Below are 19,519 nucleotides of genomic sequence, written 5' to 3'. Positions count from 1 at the left end.
AGGAGTGAGGTCGTTATGTGGAAGCTTGCGGGGATCAGCATGCTGCTGTTGGCAGGCCAGGCTTATGGCAACCAGGAGGTGGGGTGTCAGGCCAGGCAACAGGCGGTAGTGGAACAACTGGCCGCTGCCCGTGCCCACGGCAACGGGGAGCAAGTGGCTGGGTTGGAGCGGGCGCTGCGCAACATAGAGACACATTGCACCGATGCCGGGCTGCTCGAGGAGAGCGACGAGAAGCTGGTTGAGCTCAAGGCCAAGGTCGATGAGCGCCTCAGCGAGTTGCAGAGCGCCAGGGTGGCGGGCAAGCCGGACAAGATTGCCAAGAAACAGGGCAAGCTGGATGAGGCTCAGGCCAAGTATCAGCAGGAGCTGATCCACAATGGCGCCCTGCGTGCCCTGGTCGAGGCCAAGGGGAAGTAGACGTAGCTATCTGTGGTCATCGGCAGATAACAATCAGGCCGGGCATGAGCCCGGCCTGATTGTCGATGCCATGGCGAATGGCTCAGCTGCGATGCAGCTTCATAAACTTGTCCACCAGCGGCTCCTGCATCTCTACATGCGCGGGGATCCCGGAGGATGCAGCCCACAAGGTACAGACGCGCCGGTGTTACTGCCTGTGCAGCTTCACAAACTTGTCCATCAGTTGCTCTTGAGTCTCTACATGCGCGGGATCCCAGATGATGCAGTCGATAGGACAGACGCTGATGCAGGTGGGCTTCTCATAGTGGCCGACGCATTCGGTGCACAGATCGGGATTGATCTCGTAGATGGCCTCTCCCAGGCTGATGGCCTGGTTCGGACACTCGGGATCGCACATGTCACAGTTGATGCACTTGTCGGTGATGAGCAGCGCCATCTCAGGCCGCCGAGTGGGGCTGGCGGGTATCCTGACGTTCGCCCAGGTTGCGCAGCAGTATGCCGTAGTTGATGTCGACCTCTTTGGGTACCGGCACATAGACCACGTGACCATTGCCCGGCGCGGTATCGATAAGCTCCCCCTTGCGGTTCTGCATCTGCTCCAGGTTGAAGCTGAGGTTGCCTTGCGGTGTCATCAGCTCCAGGCTGTTGCCCACCAGGAACTTGTTCTTCACTTCCACTTCCACCATGTCACCGTTGCGACCGGTGATCTCGCCGACGAACTGCTGGGTGTCGGAGACGGAGTAACCGTAGTCGTAGTTCTGGTACTCGCTGTGGTTGTGACGGCGCAGGAAGCCCTCGGTGTAGCCGCGGTGGGCCAGGTTCTCGAGGGTACCCATCAGGGTCGGATCGAACGGACGACCGGCCACCGCATCGTCGATGGCCTTGCGATAGACCTGGGCGGTGCGGGCGCAGTAGTAGAAGGACTTGGTACGGCCTTCGATTTTCAGGGAATGGACACCCATTTTGGTCAGGCGCTCCACGTGCTCGACGGCGCGCAGGTCCTTGGAGTTCATGATGTAGGTGCCGTGCTCGTCCTCGAACGCCGTCATGTACTCGCCCGGGCGGTTGGACTCTTCCAGCAGCACCAGGGCATCGGTCGGCTTGCCGGCGCCCAGGGTGGGGTCGACCTTCTGTACGGCAATGGGCTCCTGGCGGTGGACTATCTGACCCACCTCGTCTTCCTTGCCCTCGTGCACCTTGTACTCCCAGCGGCAGGAGTTGGTGCAGGTGCCCTGGTTGGGGTCGCGCTTGTTGATGTAGCCGGAGAGCAGGCAGCGACCGGAGTAGGCCATGCACAGCGCCCCGTGGACGAACACTTCCAGCTCCATCTCGGGTACCTGCATGCGGATCTCCTCGATCTCGTCGAGCGACAGCTCGCGGGACAGGATGGCGCGGGTCAGGCCCATCTGATGCCAGAATTTCACCGTGGCCCAGTTGACCGCATTGGCCTGCACCGAGAGGTGGATAGGCATGTCCGGGAAGGCTTCGCGCATCATCATGATGAGACCTGGGTCGGACATGATGATCGCATCCGGCTTCATCTCCACCACGGGGCGCATGTCGCGCACGAAGGTCTTGAGCTTGGAGTTGTGGGGCTGGATGTTGGCCACCACATAGAACTGCTTGCCCAGGGCATGGGCCTCGTTGATGCCGAGCTGCAGGTTGGCGTGATCGAATTCGTTGTTGCGTACCCGCAGGCTGTAGCGCGGCTGGCCCGCATAGACGGCGTCGGCGCCATAGGCATAGGCGTAACGCATATTCTTGAGGGTCCCGGCGGGGGAGAGCAATTCTGGTCTGAACATGATTTTCTCGCTGGTCTGATTGCAAATCAGGACGACGCCACCTGATGGCGCCGTAATGAGGCTGGCATGGTCCTCCATGGAGGTAATGCCATCCCGATAAGGGTGCGAGATTGTACTCGTCCCCAGGCCATCATGCAATTTGGCCTGGCCTTGGCTTAGGGAGACGAGCTGGATACATTCAGCACCAGCGGGAGAGGGGGGAGGGCCTGGCGTAGGCGTAGCCTTGCTGATAGTCGCAGCCGAGCCGGTTCGCCAGCTCGACATGGGTCTGGGTCTCCACCCCCTCGCACACCACGGCCATGCCGAGTCCTTGCAGGCAGATCACCAGACCCGTCAGCACCTTGAGGGCGTGAGTGCTGCGCTCAGCCTGAAGCAGCAGGGAGCGATCCAGCTTGACGATGTCGTAGGGCTGCACCATCAGCCGCGGGAAGTTGCACGCCAGGGAGCCGAAGTCGTCGCAGGCGATGTGGGCGCCATGGGCGCGCAGCACCTCTATCAGCGCCCGATACTGGCGCTCCAGCCGGGCATGCTCCAACACCTCGAACCAGATGGTGATCCCCACCTTGCGAGCCTGGAGCAGCACCAGCAACAGCAGGTTGCGGTAGATGGGACTGGAGAGCACCGGATTGAGGTTGATGGAGAGCGCATAGGGGCCTCCCTTTGCCAGGACAGGGAGGTCCCCCATGATGGCCCTGAGCATGACGATATCCAGATGCAGGGATTCGTCCTGACTGAGGGAGGCAAAGTCGATGCCCTGATACGATTGCGTCACCGCATCCCAGCGCCTGGCCAGCGCCTCATACCCCCTGACCTGACGATCCCGCCCTATGATGGGCTGATAAAAAGGGACGACGACATCCGCCATGGCCACCCTTGCCATGGCACTCAATGGATACTCTTCTTTGAACGCAAGCATGGCTCTCACCTGATGGATCTACATGGCCGCGCATAATACCGAGAATGGCTGACCAGGTGCTGTAGGAATAATCCGATTATTCGCATTGGCTTGCACTCCAATATAGGACTATTCCGATTAACCTGTCCCTTTGCGCTGAATAAAATGGCCCCACTGATATGCGAGTGGCGTGAATGCAGCCAGAAGTAAATTCACCCATGAACCACGGAATTCACGAAAAGAAATAAAGAGTCAGCCTGGAACAGCCATGAGAAACCTATTTTTTATTTTGTTGCTGATGCTCAGCGGCAACGTGTTGGCATCGGCCGAAATCAGCATAGGCACCCTCTATGATTATATGTCTGGTCAGCAGAGCACTTATTTGAAACGGATCAGGAATCAAGGTGATGCGACCGCCTTCGTCAAGGTGGCCATTCACGAAATCACCTATGACGGTGCGGGGCAGCCCCACGAATCCCCTGAGCTGACCGAGGGCAATCGGGCCCTGATCGCCAGTCCGTCAAGGATGATCATCCCCGCCAAAGGGATGCAGGCCACCCGCTTGCTCTATCTGGGGGCGAGGGACAAGGAGCGATATTTCAGGGTCCGTTTTATTCCCGTGTTGCCCAGGAAGGAGGATGGATTCGACATGGATGACCAGAGCATTGATGGCCAGCAACAGATATCTGCCGGGGTAAATATATTGACCGGATTTGGCGCCATTATTTTCGTCATGCCAAAAGAGACCCGGTTTGATACCGGAATGATAGAGGCCGATACCATGACCACTGTGGTGAATAACGGCAATGCCACCATAGTGCTGGACTTTTTTGAAGAGTGTGATGGACGGGGAAAAAACTGTTCGACACCAGGGAAAATTCATCTATTGCCCAATATGAAAAAGCAACTGATGAAAAAGAAAGATCACCTTTATCGCTTCGTGCTGATTGAGGGTGACCAGAGTAGAAACATGGTGATTGGACACTGATGTTTCTTGTTTATACAGAGGAGAAAAGTAATGAAAGTATGGATTGTTGCCCCCCTGGCGATGCTGGTATCGGCCCATCTGATGGCGGCAGAGCGCATTGAGCATCAGGTCACAGTGACCGCCCAGATCCCGAGCGAGGCCTTCTACGTGCAGCCGACCGGTGGCGACAACTGGATGAGCACACCGCAGAAGCTGGCCTACAACCCCTACACCCAGAAGCTGGACACGCTGAGCAAGCAGCTCGATGCCAAGAGCACCATAGGTGCCATCACAGGTTACCTGACCAACCCGGCCGTGATGGCCAGCGGCAACAACAACATCCCCCTGACCGTCAAGGTGGGTGGTGTCGCCCTGTCGACCACCTCCACCGAGGTGATGAAGGCGGAAGATGCCAAGACCGGCAAATTGCTGGGGCTGGAAGTGATCCCCGCCGATGCGCCCGTGGCCGGCTATCAGCCCGGCAACTATCAGGGCGTGGTGAACATGGTGTTTGAATCGGCAGCGCCCAAGGCGCAGTAACCCATGACGGTGATGAAGATGGGCTCCCTGTATCGGGGGAGCCTTTTTGTTTGCGCTGATGCCAAGAGTGAGATGTTCCGTGCCCTATTTCTCTTTTCTGCTGGCGCTGGCCGTGCTGGGTCAGCCTGTCTGGGCAACCGGGGGGCGTGCCACCCAGCCCCTCGATGTATTGCAGCAAGCCCAGGACCTGCCTGATGGTTTTGCCGATCACTTCTTCGACGTCCCGCTGGCGGTGCGCATCCTGGTGGATGGGCAACTGCTGGGGGAGGGCGAGATAGTGCTGGGCAAAGACACCAGCGTACAGCTGCTGACCCTGAGGGATGCCCAGGAGAGCGAGCTGGACGAGCGCGCGCGCCAGCGTTGGGTCGAGGTGCTGGCAGCCCCCCACCGGCTGGGCCCCTGCCAGGGCGAGTGCGCCAATGGCATCCTGGCCCTGGAATACAGCCTGGAGAACTCCCAGCTCTTGGTGCTGACCTCCCGGGTGGAGAGCGGGTCGCAGACACCCCGCTACCATCAGCTGCCTGCCGCGGGCAGCTATGGCGCCCTGATGCGCCATCAGCTGAATCTGACTCTGGGGGAGGAGGAGCAAGGCAGCGGTCGTTACAACCTGACGGCCCAGGGCAGTTTCGGCCAGTGGACCCCCTTGCTGGAGGGGGAGTTGAGCCAGTCTTCCGGTCAGCCTGCCCAGTACCATGTGCAGCAGCTCTACGCCGAGCATGAGGGGGAGGGGCGCTTCTACCGGCTGGGCTATTTCTCCCCCTATACCCAGGGGCTGGTGCGCCAGCCCACCCAGTTTGGCGGCGGCACGCCGACCGTGCTCGGGGTCATGCTGGGGGATTCGGACACCCTGCTGGTGGAGCAGGGCAAGGCCAGCACAGTGCCCCTCTATGTCACCCCGAGCCGGCCCGGCATGGTGGAGATCTACAAGGATGGCTTGCTCATCAATTCACAGCAGGTGGGCTCGGGGCTGCAGGCCCTGGATACCCGGGTGCTGCCCACCGGCATCTACGAGGTGGCGCTGCGGGTGCTGGAAGATGGCCAGGTAACCGAGCGGCGGCGGGAGATGATCTACAAGCCGGGCAACTGGCAAAACCCGGAGGAGGCCTGGCGCTTCAACCTGTTTCTGGGTCAGCAGACCCGATTGCTCAGCAACCGGGAAGAGGAGCGCCCCGAGAGCACGAGCGGCGGCATCATGCTCAACCACCTGCTCACTCCCTCTGTGATCCTGGGGGCGTCCAGCCAGTACATAGACCAGCGCTGGCAGCATGGTCTCTCGGCGGACTGGAGTCTGAGTGACCGGTGGCGGCTGTTTGGCAACCTGATGGCGAGCCAGGGGGTGGGCACCGGCTTCGATCTGCAGGCACTTTATCACTATGGGGCCGGCAGCCTGGTGTTCAGCCACCAGCAGCAGCGTTATCGGGGACTGGGGGACGCTCAGGATCGCGATCATGCCCAGAGCAGCCTGTCGTTGCAGCAGCGCCTCGATGAGCGTCATTCCGCCAACCTCTATCTGACGCACCGGGAGGGGCAGGGGCTGGGGGGCGATCTGGGCTGGCGTTACAACGGTGATCTGTTCGGCCAGACGGTGAGCTGGAACCTGACGGTGTTCGACCGCCCGGGCAGCGCCAGTACCGACCATGCGCGGGACAGGGGCAGCATGCTCTCCCTGAGCATGAATCTCGGGGGAGAGCGCAGCCAGCTTGCCATCGGCCTTGGCAGCCGGACCTCTCGCTCCGGCGGCCAGGAGCGCAACGCCTCCCTCGGCTATCAGCAGTGGCTGGAGTGGGGCGCCTTGCAGAGTGTCGGGGCCAACCTGACCACAGACAGCTATGGGGTCGGGGTGGCGGGCCATGCCCGCTTCCAGGGGGCACTCGCCAGTGGCGACGCTCACCTGCTCTCTTCTTCCTACAACCGGGCCCTGAGTGGCGGGCTCAACCTAGACAGCACCCTGGCCTTTGGCGATGAGGGCAGCCTGACCCTGACCGGCCAATCCCAGGGGTATGAGGCGGGCATGATAGTGGATCTGGAGTCCGACATCCCCGAGCTGGCCCTGCGCGCGGATGACGATCAGGGGGGGCATGTGATGCTGCGGCCCGGCCGCAACCTGGTGCCGGTCACCGCCTATCGCAGCGGCGCCGTGCAGCTGGACATGGCGGGTGCCGGGGCGCCGTCGGTGACCATACGCCCCAACCTGTTGCCTTATCACCTCAACAAGGGGGGAGTGGCCTATCACAGGGTGAGGGCGATGAAGACGGTGACAGTGATAGGTCGCCTGCTGGATGGGCAGGGAACGCCGCTCAAGGGAGCCATGGTGGTCAACCATGCGGGACGGACAGTGAGCGAGGCCGATGGTTTCTTTGCGGTGGAGATGAGCGAGCGAAACCCCAGCTTGCAGGTGGAGTACCAGGGGGCGCAGCAGTGCGATCTGGCACTGGATACGGCCAGAACCGAGCGCCAGCAGGATCTGATGCTGCTGGGGGATCTGGTGTGTATTCCCGAGGTCTGGGCCAGCCAATAGGCCCTCGAACAGGAGTCGATGATGAGAGCAGAGATGATGCGTGGTGGTTGGTGGCTGGCCCTGCTGATGGCAGGTGCCGCCCAGGGCGCCACCCTGAATGTGACGGCGGAATATAACCCGGCGACCTATGAGGCGGAGGGGGCCAAGTTTATCAACACCACCCCCTGTACCCAGTACCCTAACTCAACGGGTTTCTGGTGCAGTACCACGGCCACAGTCGATACACCCCAGGCCGTTCGCTTCGATACAAGCATCACTCGAACGGTGAAAGCGGGCGGCGACAGCCGGGAGGGAGTGCACTATCTCGGTTTCCCGGGCGCCCGTGACGTGACCTTGGTCAAGCAGGGCGGAGGCGCATCCTACACCCTCAAATTTATCGTGACGGCGGTCGGCTCCGAGATGAATGTGGGCTCGGTGCCTGCAGACACCGCTATCTCGGAAAAAGGGGATTGTGCTTACGCCAGTGCATGGAAGAACAACTCGTCTCTGTTCGTCTATCGCAACGTCAAGGAGTCCGCCAGCGTATCCGGTGGCCGTTGTTATGGGCAGAATGCAGGGGCTGTGGGCAAGGATCTCACCATCAGTTCGATCTACCTTGGCTACAAGCTGAAAGCCCCCAATCCATTGGCCATGGAAAATGGCACCTATACCGGCAAGCTGACCTTATCCATGGGGCATAACCAAGACTTTGACTTCGGCGCCGGCACCTACACGGATACCCAGCTGACGGTGAATGTCACCATCAAGGTGCGCCATCAGATCAAGGTTGATTTTCCGGCCGGCGGGAATCGCGTCGTCTTGCAGCCCCCGGGGGGATGGCACGACTGGATATATAGGGGAAGAAACGATGCACCCAGCTATATCGATGCCGTGTTGCCGGCGCGTTTCTGGGTCGCGGTGCCTTATCGTGTCAGCCTGAGTTGCCAATATTTGAATGCGCGAGGGGATGGTTGCCAAATAAAGAATGACAAGAATAACCATAAAGTACCCGTCAAGGTGTATGGCACCGGCATTCGAAATCAGGAATGGCCTCTCTATGCTGGAAAAACGGATATATACGCATACCATAAAGTATTGGCTGACAGTAATCGACCCTTCAGATTTGTCGTGGAAAACAGTTCAGTCAAAGAGATGATGAAATATCCTGGCAGTACCTATAGAGGTGATATCACCATCATCATCGATGTGGCAATCAATTAACCCTTATTACAGCCCCATCTCTTTTGCGTAGTGAAACAGGGCGCTGTCGCTTTGCAGACCGAGCCGCAGCATGGCGCTCTTTTTCTGGGTGCTGATGGTCTTGACGCTGCGCTTGAGGTACTCCGCCACCTGGGTGACCGACATGCCGCTGGCCAGCAGGCGTACGACTTCACTCTCCCTGGGGGTGAGCTGCACCGCGGGGGGCTGATGCAACAACCCGGCCTCGGCCAGCACGGCCTTGACCGAGCTGCCGATATAGTGTTTGCCTGTCTTTGCCTGACGAATGGCGTCGGTCAATTCATTGAGGACGGCCTTCTTGAGAATGATGCCGCTTACCCCTGATTGGATCAGCGATTGCAAGATACCGGCGTTGTGTATCTGGGTGAGCACGATAATGGGTAGCTCGGGATAATCCCGTCTTAATTGCTGGATCATGGCCAGGCCATCGCAACGTTCATCCCCCGGCATGCTGAAATCTGTGATGAGAAGGTCGCAGCTATGTTGCTGCAATGTTTTTAATAATTCAGAGACCTGATGGGATTCGGCAACAATATTGCAACCCGGTTGATGGAGGGTAATAAGGCTACGGATCCCGGCCAGTATCAGCGGATGGTCGTCGGCAAGGATGATATTGAAAGACATGTTTGAGCCCTATATAAATCAACGGATAATATTTTTAGTGTTAAAGGTGTAATTTATATAATACTTTGTGTGCCGATTTTTTTCGAGTGATAAATAATGTGATTTACCAGCTTGCTGACAAGGTGATGGCCTTTCCGTTGTACATATTTAGATGTGGTTTTCTCTTACTATTATCAAATATCGCCATGCTCTGCCAACCTGTTTTTTCGAAAGAGGATTCGCCCTCGAAAATAATAAGGGTTGGTTTGCTGGAGAGGGGCTGGGGGCCGTTTCAGCAATGGGATGGCCGTCATGGCAGTGGCTTCAGTGTGGAGCTGATGTCCTTATTGGCCAAAAACCTTGATTATCGAATAGAATGGCAATCCTACCCGGACTGGCGCCATCTATATAAGGCGAGTTGCCGCGGTGATGTGGATATTTTACTGGATGCCTTTCGTGCCGAGGGGCGAAGGTGTATCTCCTACAGTCGCCCCTATTATGCGTCTCCTACCGTGGTGGTGGTGCGCCACGACAGCTCCCTCTTTCGAGATGTCAGCGGGTTGAGCCAGGCCAGGATTGCCGTCGAAGCCGGTTTTCTGACCGAGAGGCTGGTCCGGCTGCACTATCCGTCCGTCTCCCGGATCCCGCTTCCCGATTCCGGCTCGGCCCTGCGCGCCGTGCTGGAAGGGAAGGCAGATGCCTACATTGGCAATCTGCATGTCACCAACGAGTTCATCAAGCAGCACCCGGAACTGGCCGTGGTGGCCCAGTCTCCCTTTCTGATGGAGGGTCTTCACCTGGGGGTCAGCAAGGGTAAACCCAGCCTGGGGGTACGGCTCGACACCGCCATCCAGGCCCTGACGGTGGAGGAACGCACCGAGCTTGAGCGGCGCTGGCTGGGAGATAGTCGTCTTATTTTTCAAGGGCATAGCGGCTTCCTGCTGAGGCCGGATGAGCGGGAGTGGCTCGCACACTTGCCCCCGCTGCGAGTCGGCCTGCTTGATGGGTGGGCGCCCTTCTCCTTTTCGGGCAGCCAGGGCCAGGTGAGCGGGCTCATCGGCGACTACCTCGGCCTGTTCAAGGAGAGGCTGGGCCTGGCCTATCGCTATCGAACGGACCCAAGCCGCTCGGCCCTATTGCAGAGACTGATCCATCAGGAGGTGGATCTGGTGGTGCTACCCCATCGCGTCAGCCAGCGGCTCACCGGCTGGCAGACGAGTCAGCCCATCGCCTCCTTCCCCGTGGTCATCGCCATGGCGCGGGGCAGCCACAGCGTCGGGGGCTTTGCCGAGCTGGCGGGCAAGCACCTGATCGTGACCGATCGCATGCTGGTGGCCGAGCTGAAGGCGCGTATCCCCAATGTCATCGTCACCGTGGTGACGGGCCCGCAGGCCGGGCTGGCCATGGTGGCAGACGGCCGCGGGGATGCCTATGTGGGTAATTTGGCCGCGATCTCCCGCATCATTGAAGAGCGCTTCGACGACAACCTGCACATAGTTGCGCCCACGCCATTTCGGGACGAGCTGGTGGTGGCGGTGCGGGAATCCTATGCCCCCCTGCTGCCCCTGATCAACCGGGTGCTGGCAAGCATGAGTGACAAGGAACGGCAGCAGATCCGCAACACCTGGCTGGCCTTGCACTACAGCGAAGGGATCCCGTGGCAAAAATTGCTGCGCACCCTGATCCCCATAGGGGCCGGGGTCCTGCTCTGCATCCTCATCCTCAGCGTCGCCTACTGGCGCCTGTATCGGGAGATCCTGCGCCGCCGCGAGGTGGAGGCGGCGCTTGCCCGAGCCAAGGAGCTCGCCGAACAGGCGGCCAGCAAGAAAGCCGAGTTTCTGGCGACCATGAGCCACGAGATCCGCACGCCCATGAACGGCATCCTCGGCATGGCGGAGCAGCTGGGTTTTACCCCGCTGGATCTCGAGCAGCGCCAGATGGTCGCCATCATCAACCAGGGGGCTGAGGGGTTGCTGCAACTCATCGGCAATGTGCTCGACTACGCCAAACTGGATGCGGGCAAGATGCAGCTGGCCCCCACCTCCTTCCTGTTGCGGGAGCTGATCGACAGCGTGCTCACCATGACAAGCAGCGAGGTGGCTCGCAAGGGGTTGCAGATCTATCTGCGTGCCGACGAGGGGGTGGGGGCGCGCTTCAACGGGGATGCGCTGCGGCTCAAACAGATCTTGTTCAATCTGGTCAGCAACGCGGTCAAGTTCACCGAACGTGGTTTTGTCGAGCTGTCGGTCGGCCTGGAGTGGCAGGGGGCGGGCGAGCAGCGACTGCTGCTTGGGGTGCAGGATACCGGCATCGGCATGAGCGCCGAGGCGCAGACCCGCATCTTCAATGCGTTCGAACAGGCCGACGGCGCCACCACCCGTCACCATGGCGGCACCGGGCTTGGGCTCAGCATCAGCCACACCCTGGCCGAGCTGATGGGGGGTGAACTCAGGCTGGAAAGCGCCCCCGGGGTGGGCACCTTCATCGGCCTCTCCGTCACCCTGGGGCTCGAACGGCAGAAGGAGTGGGATCCTCTTCTGGCTGGATTGCGGGCCTTCATGGGGCTGGGCGATGAGCGGCTGCGCCATACCCTGCGCCAGCACCTGCTGGCCCTGGGGGTGCAGACTGTCGATGAGGCGAGCGGGGCGGATCTCATCTTCGGCGAGGTGCGGGATCGGCCGGACAACGCCATCTGCATCGCGCCCCTCGGTAACGTGCTGGGCTATCAGTGGCGAGACGGCGTCGACTGGCTAAACAGCAACCCTCTTACCTGGCAGGCGGTGCGGGATGTCTGCTACCGCCACCTTGGCCTGGGAGAGGCGACCCCCCTGGCCGCCACATCCCCTATGGCGGAGGCTCTCCTGCCGTTGCCCGGCCGGGTGCTGGTGGTGGAAGACAACCCCCTCAACCAGACCCTGATCCGGCGCCAGCTCAAGCAGCTGAAGCAAGAGTGCGATCTGGCGGAGCATGGTCGGCAGGCGCTGCAGATGCTGGCGCTGCGTCGTTATGATCTCATCCTGTGCGACTGTCAGATGCCGGTGATGGATGGCTACGACTTCACCCGTGCGGTGCGCGCCACCCGGGGCATGGAGTCTCTCCTCATCATTGCCATGACCGCCAACGTGATGCCGGAGCAGAGGCAGCGTTGTCTGGCGGCGGGGATGAACGATGTGCTGGGCAAGCCGGTGTTGCTGGAGGGGCTGAGCGCCATGCTGACGAAATGGCAGATGCTGCCGGCCAGTGGCCTGCTCGACTTGGGCGCACTGCAGCGATTATTCGGCACAGGTGAGTCCTTCACGCAGATGCTGACCCAGTTTCGCGACGAGCTGGTGCAATCGCTGGCACAGGTGCAGGAAAGCGACAAGGCGCTGGCTGACTGGGTGCATCGCCAGGCGGGCACCATTTCCATGCTGCAGGCCGAGGATCTGGCGCTGCGGGCCTGGCATCTGGAGGAGAAGATCCGCCGGCAAGGGGCGGGCGAGTGCGAAGTCGAACTGGGGGAGTTCAGGGCCCAGCTTGGTCAGATAGCTGATGAGCTGAAGACACTCCTCCCTCGCCCCTGAGGGAGGCTCAGGAGGCCGTCATGGCCTGGATGCCTTGCTGGCTCGGACCCGGGTGCATCGCCTGGGCCAGCCAGGACCAGTCGAGTCTGGGCGTATCTGCCTTGAAACGCTGATAGACCTGGCCCTGGTGTATGGTCAGGAACAGGGTGCTCGGCAGACCGAGGCGGTTGAGATAACGCACCATCACATCCCCCTGGTAATCCCGTAGTCGTTGTTGCAGCTGGGGCAGTGTCAGCCCGTGCTCCCGTCCCCTTTCATCCCAGATTTCAAACATATGAAGGCGCTCCATGCGACGCTATGGGCTTACTGTTTCGAAAAAGCGGGGGCAGGGCAATTGTCAGATCTGACAGGGGCGGAAAAAGCGAAAACCCGGCGCAGGGCCGGGTTCTCTGAAGGATGGTGGAGGGAGAAGGATTCGAACCTTCGAAGGCAGAGCCGTCAGATTTACAGTCTGATCCCTTTGGCCGCTCGGGAACCCCTCCACAGGGGCATTGCTTTTACAGGCCTTTCATATTCATCAGGAAGATGGTGGAGGGAGAAGGATTCGAACCTTCGAAGGCAGAGCCGTCAGATTTACAGTCTGATCCCTTTGGCCGCTCGGGAACCCCTCCACGGGGTATTTTCCTGATTTTTGCACTTGAAATGGTGGAGGGAGAAGGATTCGAACCTTCGAAGGCAGAGCCGTCAGATTTACAGTCTGATCCCTTTGGCCACTCGGGAACCCCTCCTCAAGTGCGAGGCGCATACTAACAGATCCCACGGCTTTGTGAAGCCCCGATTTGCAATCTATGCAGAAAAATATGCGAGTCGCTTATTTTTTGACATCTAACGTTCAAAATTCAATCTTTTCATAGGCTTCATGTTGGATTGATCGCAAGTGAACCCAGGGCTCACCCCCGGATCAGGCCGACCGCGCCCCGCAATATGAATGGTGTGGGCTAGGGTTTTATACTGGATTGCGCTCTTTTTTCTGTGAATGTGATGGGGAATGGGTTTGAGTGTGGACTTTGCTGCTACCTGATCTTAATCTCGCCATGTTATCTAACTGTTAACATGGAATGTGACCCTATGCAGCCTCTCGATGTCGCCGTCCTGCGCGGCCAGTTTCCCGCCCTCAATCAGTTGATCGATGGCAGGCCCCCCCTCTTCTTCGACGGCCCAGGTGGTGCCCAGGTGCCCCATGCCGTGCTGGGCGCCATGACGGACTACCTGGGACGCTTCAACGCCAACCTGGGTGGCACCTTCTTCTCGGGCAGAGAGACGGAGCAGCAGGCGCTGCGGGCCCGTCAGGGGGCGGCGACCCTGCTGGGGGCCGAGCATTGGCAGGAGATAGTGTTCGGTGCCAACTTCACCAGCCTCACCTTCGCCTTCAGTCGCGCCCTGGCGCGGGAGTGGCAGGCGGGGGACGAGATAATCGTCTCCGCCCTGGATCACTACTCCAACGTCTCCAGCTGGCAACAGGCGGCAGAGGATCGCGGTGTCATCGTCCACCAGGCGCGGGTCGATGTCGGCACAGGCGGACTCGACATGGCACACCTGCTGAGTCTGCTCGGGCCGCGTACCCGGCTGGTGGCGGTGACGGCGGCCTCCAATACCACGGGCACCCTGGTGGACATTCCCGCCATCGCCGACGCGGTACACGAGGTCGGCGCCCTGCTCTATGTGGATGCGGTGCATTTCGCCCCCCATGAGCGCATCGACGTGCAGGCCTGGGATTGCGACTTCCTCGGTTGCTCCGCCTACAAGTTCTTCGGGCCGCATCTGGGCATCCTTTATGGCAAGCTGGCCCATCTGGAGCGACTGACCCCCTACAAGGTGGAACCGGCCAAGAACGTCTCCCCCTACAAGTGGGAGACGGGAACCCAGAGCTGGGAGGCCCTGGCGGGGCTTGAGGCCACCATCGAGTACCTGGCCTCCCTCTCCGGCCTCACGGCCCGGGAGGCGACCCTGGAGGAGCGGCTTGATATCGGCTTCGCCCGCAGCCATGCCCATGAGCAGCAACTTTCCGAGCACCTGCTGGCCAAGCTGGCGGAGCGTCCCTGGTTCACCCTGCATGGCATCCGGGGCACGGCGGGGCGCACCCCCACCTTCGCCCTCACCTCGCAGCGGCACACCCCGGCCGAGATGGCGGTCCATCTCGGCGAGCATCAGGTGTGCAGCTGGGCGGGTCACTTCTATGCGCTGGGGCTGATAGCGGCGCTCGACGTCGGGGAGGGGGGGGTGCTGCGCATCGGCTGCATGCACTACAACACCCTGGGGGAGATAGACAGGCTGTTCGCCCTGCTGGACGCCATGGCGCCCTGAGCCGGGGCGCCGCCCCGATATCCATCAGCTGGCGATCAGCTGGTGGATCTGGTCGAGGGGCACTGTGTGGCGGGCCGCCCCCAGCTTGAGCGCCTCTTTGGGCATGCCAAACACCACGCAGGAGGCCTCGTCCTGGGCATAGGTCATGGCGCCCGCATCCAGCATCTCCTTGAGGCCGCGGGCGCCGTCATCTCCCATGCCGGTCATGATGATGCCGGTGGCATTCTTGCCGGCGTGCTTGGCGACGGAGCGAAACAGCACATCGACCGAGGGACGATGACGGTTGATGAGGGGACCATCCATCACATCCACGTGATAGTAGGCGCCGCTGCGCTTGAGCAGCATGTGCTTGCCCCCCGGCGCTATCAGGGCGAGGCCGGGGATCACCCTGTCGTTGTGGCACGCCTCGCGTACTTCTATCTGGCACAGGCCGTTGAGCCGGGCTGCGAAGGCGGCGGTGAATTTTTCCGGCATGTGCTGGACGATGACGATGCCTGGGCTGACCCTGGGCAGGGCGGTGAGCACCCGCTCCAGGGCCTGGGTGCCGCCGGTGGAGGTGCCCAGCGCCACGATCCGCTCCGTGGTCTGGGCCATGGCCTGGGAGGGGGCGGGCAGCCAGCCATCCATGTCTATCTTGGGGGGCACGGTGAGCGGCGGTTTGCCCAGCCGCTTGAGATTGGCCATGGCCGCGCCGCGCACCGCCATGGCCAGCTCGTGAGCGGACTCCTGCAGGAAGCCCTTCAGCCCCATGGTGGGCTTGGTGATGATGCTGACCGCCCCGGCCGCCATGGCCTGCAGGCTGGTCTCGGCTCCCCGGGTGGTGAGGGAGGAGCAGATCACCACGGGGGTGGGCCGCTCGGCCATGATCTTTTGCAAGAAGGTGATGCCGTCCATGCGCGGCATCTCCACATCCAGCACCAGCACATCCGGCCAGACTTTCTTGAGTTTCTCCAGGGCAAACAGGGGATCCGAGGCGGTGGCGATGACGCTGATATCCGGCTCACGCTCCAGCACGCTCTGCAACACCTGCCTGACCACGGCGGAATCATCGACCAGCATGACGGTGATCTGTTTCATTGGCTTGTCCTTGTTCGGTAAGAGGGCGGATCGCCGGGGCCGGGGGCCGGCGCCAGGGGAGAGTGTCTGACCCAGACATGGCCAGAATCCAGCTCGAAGATCAGGGATCTGTGGCCTGTGCCACCCAGATCGTGGGCGCTGACCGTCAGGCCATGGCGCCGGACCAGCTCCCAGGCCGCCGCCACATTCTGGCTGGCGATGTCTCTGGGGTGGCGATCGCAGAGCTGGGGGAACATGTTGCCGCCGCCAAACAGCTTGGTCACATACTCCCTGGGGTCGCTCCCGGCCTCGCTTATCGCCGCCAGCAGCAGGGCCAGAGCCTCGTCCGCATACTTGCCATCCAGCGGCTCCCGGCCCGGCGTCGCCGCTGGTTGTCGGCCGCCAGGGTGGCGTCCCGGCAGCATGAAGTGACACATGCCGCCCCAGTGGTGATGAGGGTGCCAGAGGGTCAGGCTGACGCATGAGCCCAGCTGGGTGCGCATCACCAGCGCCTCCTGGCTGAACAGGGTTTCACCGGGTTGCAGCAGCAGCGTCTTCATGGCCAGGTTCAGGGCTTGCGGTAGATGGACGGGGAGACGAGCTGCAGGCCGCTCTGCATGCCATGAAGGCTCTCGGCATGGCTGATGATGAGATAGCCTCCCCGGCGCAGCAGGGGCTCCAGGCGGGCCAGCACCTGCACCTTGGTCTCGCGGTTGAAGTAGATCATCACGTTGCGAATGAAGATGAGGTCGAACTGACCCAGCTCCGGCAGCGGCTTGCTGAGGTTTATCTGACGAAACTGCACCCTCTCCCTGAGGGTGCGATCGATGAGAAAGGTGCCCTCCTGCAAGCCGATCCCCTTGAGGCAGTACTTCATCAGGTAGGAGAGGGGGATGTTGTTGGCGCGATCCATGGCGTAGAGGCCTGCCCTGGCCTGGGCCAGCACCCGGCTGCTGATGTCCGAGGCGAGGATCTCCCAGGGGGCAGACGGTCGCCGCTCGGCCAGGGTCATGGCGAGGCTGTAGGCCTCCTCCCCGGAGGAACTGGCGGCGCTCCAGATGCGCAAGGGTCGTCCCTGGGGGAAACCGGGCAGCACCTGCTGGCTCAGAAACTCGAAATGCTTGGGTTCGCGAAAGAAGTAGGTCTCGTTGGTGGTCAGCAGATCCAGGGCCAGCTGCAGCTCCTGTTTGGCGTCATCGTGCATGATGAGGCGAAAGTAATCGCCAAAACTCGGCAACTGGTAATGGGAGAGCCGCTTGGCGAGACGGCTGCTGACCAGCGTCTTCTTGGCCGGAGAGAGGTCGATGCCGGCGGTCTGATGCAGCCAGCGCTGAAATTGACAGAACTCCTGATCGCTCAGGACGGCATGTTCCAACACGGGTGCTCTCCTCCCGTCACCGGGACGGGGTCGACTGGGCTGGCGGGTGGTGGCTGGGTGGCCATGGTTCATCACTCGCCTCTCTCATGGGGCTGGTCGAACGGGAGCGGGGAGGAGACTCCCCGCTCCGGGCTCAGAAGCGCACGAAGTCGCTCTCCCCCTGGGCGTGGGCGGCCGAGAGCTCCTGGGGGGCCCCCTCCTGGGCCAGGTATCGGCTGCGACTGGTGCCCTTTTGTGGCGGTTGCCTGAGCTCGGTCACCGTCTTGTGCTGCACCAGGGTGAAGAACTCCATGGATTGCTGCAGCTGCTCTGCCTGGCCGCTCATCTCCTCGGCGGTGGCGGCCAGCTCCTCGCTGCTGGCGGCGTTTTGCTGGGTCACCTGGCTGAGCTGGCTCATGGCCATGTTGATCTGGCTGACCCCGGTGGATTGTTCCGCGGAGGCGGCGCTGATCTCCTGCACCAGATCCGAAGTCTTGTTGATGGAGGGCACTATCTGATCGAGCAGCTCTCCCGCCCGCTCCGCCATGTCGACGCTGCTGGAGGCCAGCTCCCCTATCTCCTGGGCCGCCACCTGGCTGCGTTCGGCCAGCTTGCGCACCTCGGCGGCGACCACGGCGAACCCCTTGCCATGGTCCCCGGCCCGGGCCGCCTCGATGGCTGCATTGAGGGCCAGCAGATTCGTCTGATAGGCGATGTCATCTATGATGCTGATGCGCTTGGCGATCTGCTTCATGGCATCCACCGTCTGCTTGACCGCATCTCCCCCCTCGATGGCCTCCTTGGCCGCCTTGCTCGCCATGCCATCCGTGACCTGGGCGTTCTCGGTATTCTGATTGATGCTGGCGCTCATCTGCTCGATGGAGGCGCTGGTCTCCTCCATGCTCGACGCCTGCTCGCTGCTCGACTGGCTGATGCTCTGGGCGGTGGCGCTCACCTGCTCCGAGGCGCTGGAGAGGTTGTCCGAGGCGCTGCGCACCTCTGTGACTATGGTGGTGAGGGCCGCTATGGTCTGGTTCAGGGCATCCTTGGTGGTGCCGAACACCCCGGGATAGTGGGCGTCTATCTTCTGGGTCAGATCCCCCTCGGCCAAGGCCTGCACCACCCGGATCACGTCCTTGAGGCTGGTGTCTATCACGTCGGCAATCTTGTTGATCCCCTCTCCCAGGTTCTTGAAGAAGCCCGCCTTGTCGGCGAGGGCCATGCGCTTGCTCAGCTCGCCATCTATGACCGCCTGGACTATCTCGGACACCTCCCGCTCGATGGCGACCTCCTTGGTGCGATCGCTCCACTCCACCACAGAGCCAAGGCGTTCGCCGTCATCGGCAAAGACGGGGTTGGCGACCAGGGAGAAGGTGCGGCCACCGAGCAGGATCTGGGTGCGGTAGGTGCTGGCGAGCTTGGCCAGCATGCTGCGTTGATGGCCGGGATTCTTGTGGAAGCTGTCGATGTTGCTGCCAATCAGCTGGCTGGTATTGAAGTGGGGCAGCTCGCTCTTGATGTCATGCTCGGCCTCGACCAGCATGGCCTTGACCGATTCGTTCATGTAGATGATGTCGAGGTTGTTGTCGGCGATCATCACGTTGGTGGTGGCGCAGTCGAGCGCCTTCTTGACCCGCATGCTCTCATCCGAGGCCTGTTTGGCGGCGGCATTGGCGGCCTTGACCTCGTTCTCGATGGCCACCTCGCGGGTGCGATCGTTCCACTCCACCACGGTACCGAGTCGCTCCCCTTCGTCATTGACCACTGGACTGGCGATGAGGGAGAAGATGCGTCCCCCCAGGGTTATCTGGGTGCGGTAGGTCTTGTCGAGCTTGGCCAGCATGGCGCGCTGGTGGGAGGGATTCTTGTGAAAGCTGTCGATGTTCTTGCCCATGAGGCCGCTGACCTCGAACGCCGTCAGCTCCTTCTTGATGTCGCTCTCGGCCAGGGTCAGCATCTCCCTGATGGCCTCGTTCATGTAGATGATGTTGAGGTCGGTGTCGGCGATCATCAAGTTGGTGGTGGCGCCATCGAGGGCCTTGCGGACCCGGAAGTTCTCGGTGTGGGCGAGCTGGCTGGCCTGAGTCTGTGCCAGATTGCTGCGCACCGTCTGGCCGAGACGCTCTAGCAGCTGGTTGAACTCCTGGCACAGCGCCAGCAATGGGCCGTCCAGCCCGTCGAGGCGGATGCCTTGCTCGAACTGGCCGCTGGCGGCGGCGAGGTTGACGGCCATGGCATCCGTCAGGGTGTGATCGAGCTGGGACAACAGCCGTTCGTGG

The 19,519-nt window shown here is 61.3% G+C and carries 16 protein-coding genes and 3 tRNA genes; 7 read left to right on the top strand and 12 right to left on the bottom strand.

The genetic code is table 11. The features are described from left to right. Window positions 1-15: 15 nt before the first annotated feature. Window positions 16-417 (top strand): DUF1090 domain-containing protein, encoded by a 402-nt coding sequence (locus ACEUCR_RS06085; RefSeq protein ID WP_392443419.1) that lies wholly within the window; start codon window positions 16-18, stop codon window positions 415-417. Between the two features lie 187 nt (window positions 418-604). Here ACEUCR_RS06085 and ACEUCR_RS06080 read toward each other — a convergent pair whose 3' ends face one another. The 3 genes from ACEUCR_RS06080 to ACEUCR_RS06070 all read right to left on the bottom strand — a co-directional run bounded on the left by ACEUCR_RS06080 (window position 605) and on the right by ACEUCR_RS06070 (window position 3,135). Next, window positions 605-853, bottom strand: coding sequence for a YfhL family 4Fe-4S dicluster ferredoxin (locus ACEUCR_RS06080; protein ID WP_041995739.1), 249 nt, complete (start codon window positions 851-853; stop codon window positions 605-607). A 1-nt stretch (window position 854) separates the two neighbouring features. Next, window positions 855-2,219: a prephenate-dependent tRNA uridine(34) hydroxylase TrhP gene (trhP, locus tag ACEUCR_RS06075; protein ID WP_041995961.1), complete on the bottom strand. Its 1,365-nt coding sequence runs from the start codon at window positions 2,217-2,219 to the stop codon at window positions 855-857. Between the two features lie 178 nt (window positions 2,220-2,397). Beyond that, complete coding sequence (locus tag ACEUCR_RS06070) at window positions 2,398-3,135, bottom strand: EAL domain-containing protein (RefSeq protein ID WP_408788799.1); 738 nt, start codon at window positions 3,133-3,135, stop codon at window positions 2,398-2,400. 247 nt (window positions 3,136-3,382) lie between these two features. Here ACEUCR_RS06070 and ACEUCR_RS06065 point away from each other — a divergent pair, with 247 nt between their 5' ends. From ACEUCR_RS06065 to ACEUCR_RS06050, 4 genes are all read left to right on the top strand, one after another. After that, entirely contained in the window at window positions 3,383-4,102 is a 720-nt protein-coding gene (locus ACEUCR_RS06065; protein WP_111873359.1) for a hypothetical protein, read from the top strand. 30 nt (window positions 4,103-4,132) lie between these two features. Beyond that, window positions 4,133-4,621, top strand: coding sequence for a CS1 type fimbrial major subunit (locus ACEUCR_RS06060; protein ID WP_408746908.1), 489 nt, complete (start codon window positions 4,133-4,135; stop codon window positions 4,619-4,621). Between the two features lie 79 nt (window positions 4,622-4,700). After that, a complete protein-coding gene (locus tag ACEUCR_RS06055) occupies window positions 4,701-7,139 on the top strand; it encodes a CS1-pili formation C-terminal domain-containing protein (protein ID WP_408788796.1) in 2,439 nt (812 codons plus the stop codon). An 18-nt stretch (window positions 7,140-7,157) separates the two neighbouring features. Continuing rightward, complete coding sequence (locus ACEUCR_RS06050) at window positions 7,158-8,339, top strand: hypothetical protein (protein ID WP_408788793.1); 1,182 nt, start codon at window positions 7,158-7,160, stop codon at window positions 8,337-8,339. A 6-nt stretch (window positions 8,340-8,345) separates the two neighbouring features. On the opposite strand, the gene ACEUCR_RS06045 is transcribed toward ACEUCR_RS06050, so the two are convergent. Next, entirely contained in the window at window positions 8,346-8,981 is a 636-nt protein-coding gene (locus ACEUCR_RS06045) for a response regulator (protein ID WP_408788790.1), read from the bottom strand. A 125-nt stretch (window positions 8,982-9,106) separates the two neighbouring features. On the opposite strand from ACEUCR_RS06045, the gene ACEUCR_RS06040 reads away from it, so the two are divergent. Then, complete coding sequence (locus tag ACEUCR_RS06040; protein WP_408788787.1) at window positions 9,107-12,523, top strand: transporter substrate-binding domain-containing protein; 3,417 nt, start codon at window positions 9,107-9,109, stop codon at window positions 12,521-12,523. Between the two features lie 7 nt (window positions 12,524-12,530). Here ACEUCR_RS06040 and ACEUCR_RS06035 read toward each other — a convergent pair whose 3' ends face one another. The 4 genes from ACEUCR_RS06035 to ACEUCR_RS06020 form a co-directional block, all read right to left on the bottom strand. Further along, the gene (locus ACEUCR_RS06035; protein ID WP_041995752.1) at window positions 12,531-12,797 is read right to left on the bottom strand and encodes a hypothetical protein; all 267 of its coding nucleotides are present in this window, start codon (window positions 12,795-12,797) and stop codon (window positions 12,531-12,533) included. 123 nt (window positions 12,798-12,920) lie between these two features. After that, a tRNA-Tyr gene (locus tag ACEUCR_RS06030) sits at window positions 12,921-13,005 on the bottom strand. Window positions 13,006-13,049: 44 nt separating this feature from the next. After that, window positions 13,050-13,134: transfer RNA gene (locus ACEUCR_RS06025), tRNA-Tyr, on the bottom strand. 32 nt (window positions 13,135-13,166) lie between these two features. Further along, window positions 13,167-13,251 (bottom strand) — tRNA-Tyr (locus tag ACEUCR_RS06020). Between the two features lie 340 nt (window positions 13,252-13,591). Between ACEUCR_RS06020 and ACEUCR_RS06015 the strand changes: the two genes are divergently transcribed. Next, the gene (locus tag ACEUCR_RS06015; RefSeq protein WP_408758901.1) at window positions 13,592-14,827 is read left to right on the top strand and encodes a cysteine desulfurase-like protein; all 1,236 of its coding nucleotides are present in this window, start codon (window positions 13,592-13,594) and stop codon (window positions 14,825-14,827) included. Between the two features lie 24 nt (window positions 14,828-14,851). Here the strand turns inward: ACEUCR_RS06015 and ACEUCR_RS06010 are convergent, their stop codons facing one another. From ACEUCR_RS06010 to ACEUCR_RS05995, 4 genes are all read right to left on the bottom strand, one after another. Beyond that, window positions 14,852-15,904, bottom strand: coding sequence for a protein-glutamate methylesterase/protein-glutamine glutaminase (locus tag ACEUCR_RS06010; protein ID WP_041995759.1), 1,053 nt, complete (start codon window positions 15,902-15,904; stop codon window positions 14,852-14,854). Beyond that, on the bottom strand, window positions 15,901-16,443 hold the full coding sequence (locus ACEUCR_RS06005) for a chemotaxis protein CheD (protein ID WP_162625851.1): 543 nt from the start codon (window positions 16,441-16,443) through the stop codon (window positions 15,901-15,903). Before ACEUCR_RS06005 ends, ACEUCR_RS06010 begins: the two co-directional genes overlap by 4 nt. Before the next feature lie 8 nt (window positions 16,444-16,451). After that, window positions 16,452-17,261, bottom strand: coding sequence for a CheR family methyltransferase (locus ACEUCR_RS06000; RefSeq protein WP_392443401.1), 810 nt, complete (start codon window positions 17,259-17,261; stop codon window positions 16,452-16,454). A gap of 133 nt (window positions 17,262-17,394) precedes the next feature. Then, window positions 17,395-19,473: a methyl-accepting chemotaxis protein gene (locus ACEUCR_RS05995; protein ID WP_408789068.1), complete on the bottom strand. Its 2,079-nt coding sequence runs from the start codon at window positions 19,471-19,473 to the stop codon at window positions 17,395-17,397. Window positions 19,474-19,519 lie beyond the last annotated feature (46 nt).

It is taken from the genome of Aeromonas bivalvium, assembly GCF_046078285.1.
GTDB lineage: Bacteria > Pseudomonadota > Gammaproteobacteria > Enterobacterales > Aeromonadaceae > Aeromonas > Aeromonas bivalvium.
Note: the sequence above shows the minus strand (reverse complement) of the source record. Positions and strands in the feature narration are given on the sequence as shown.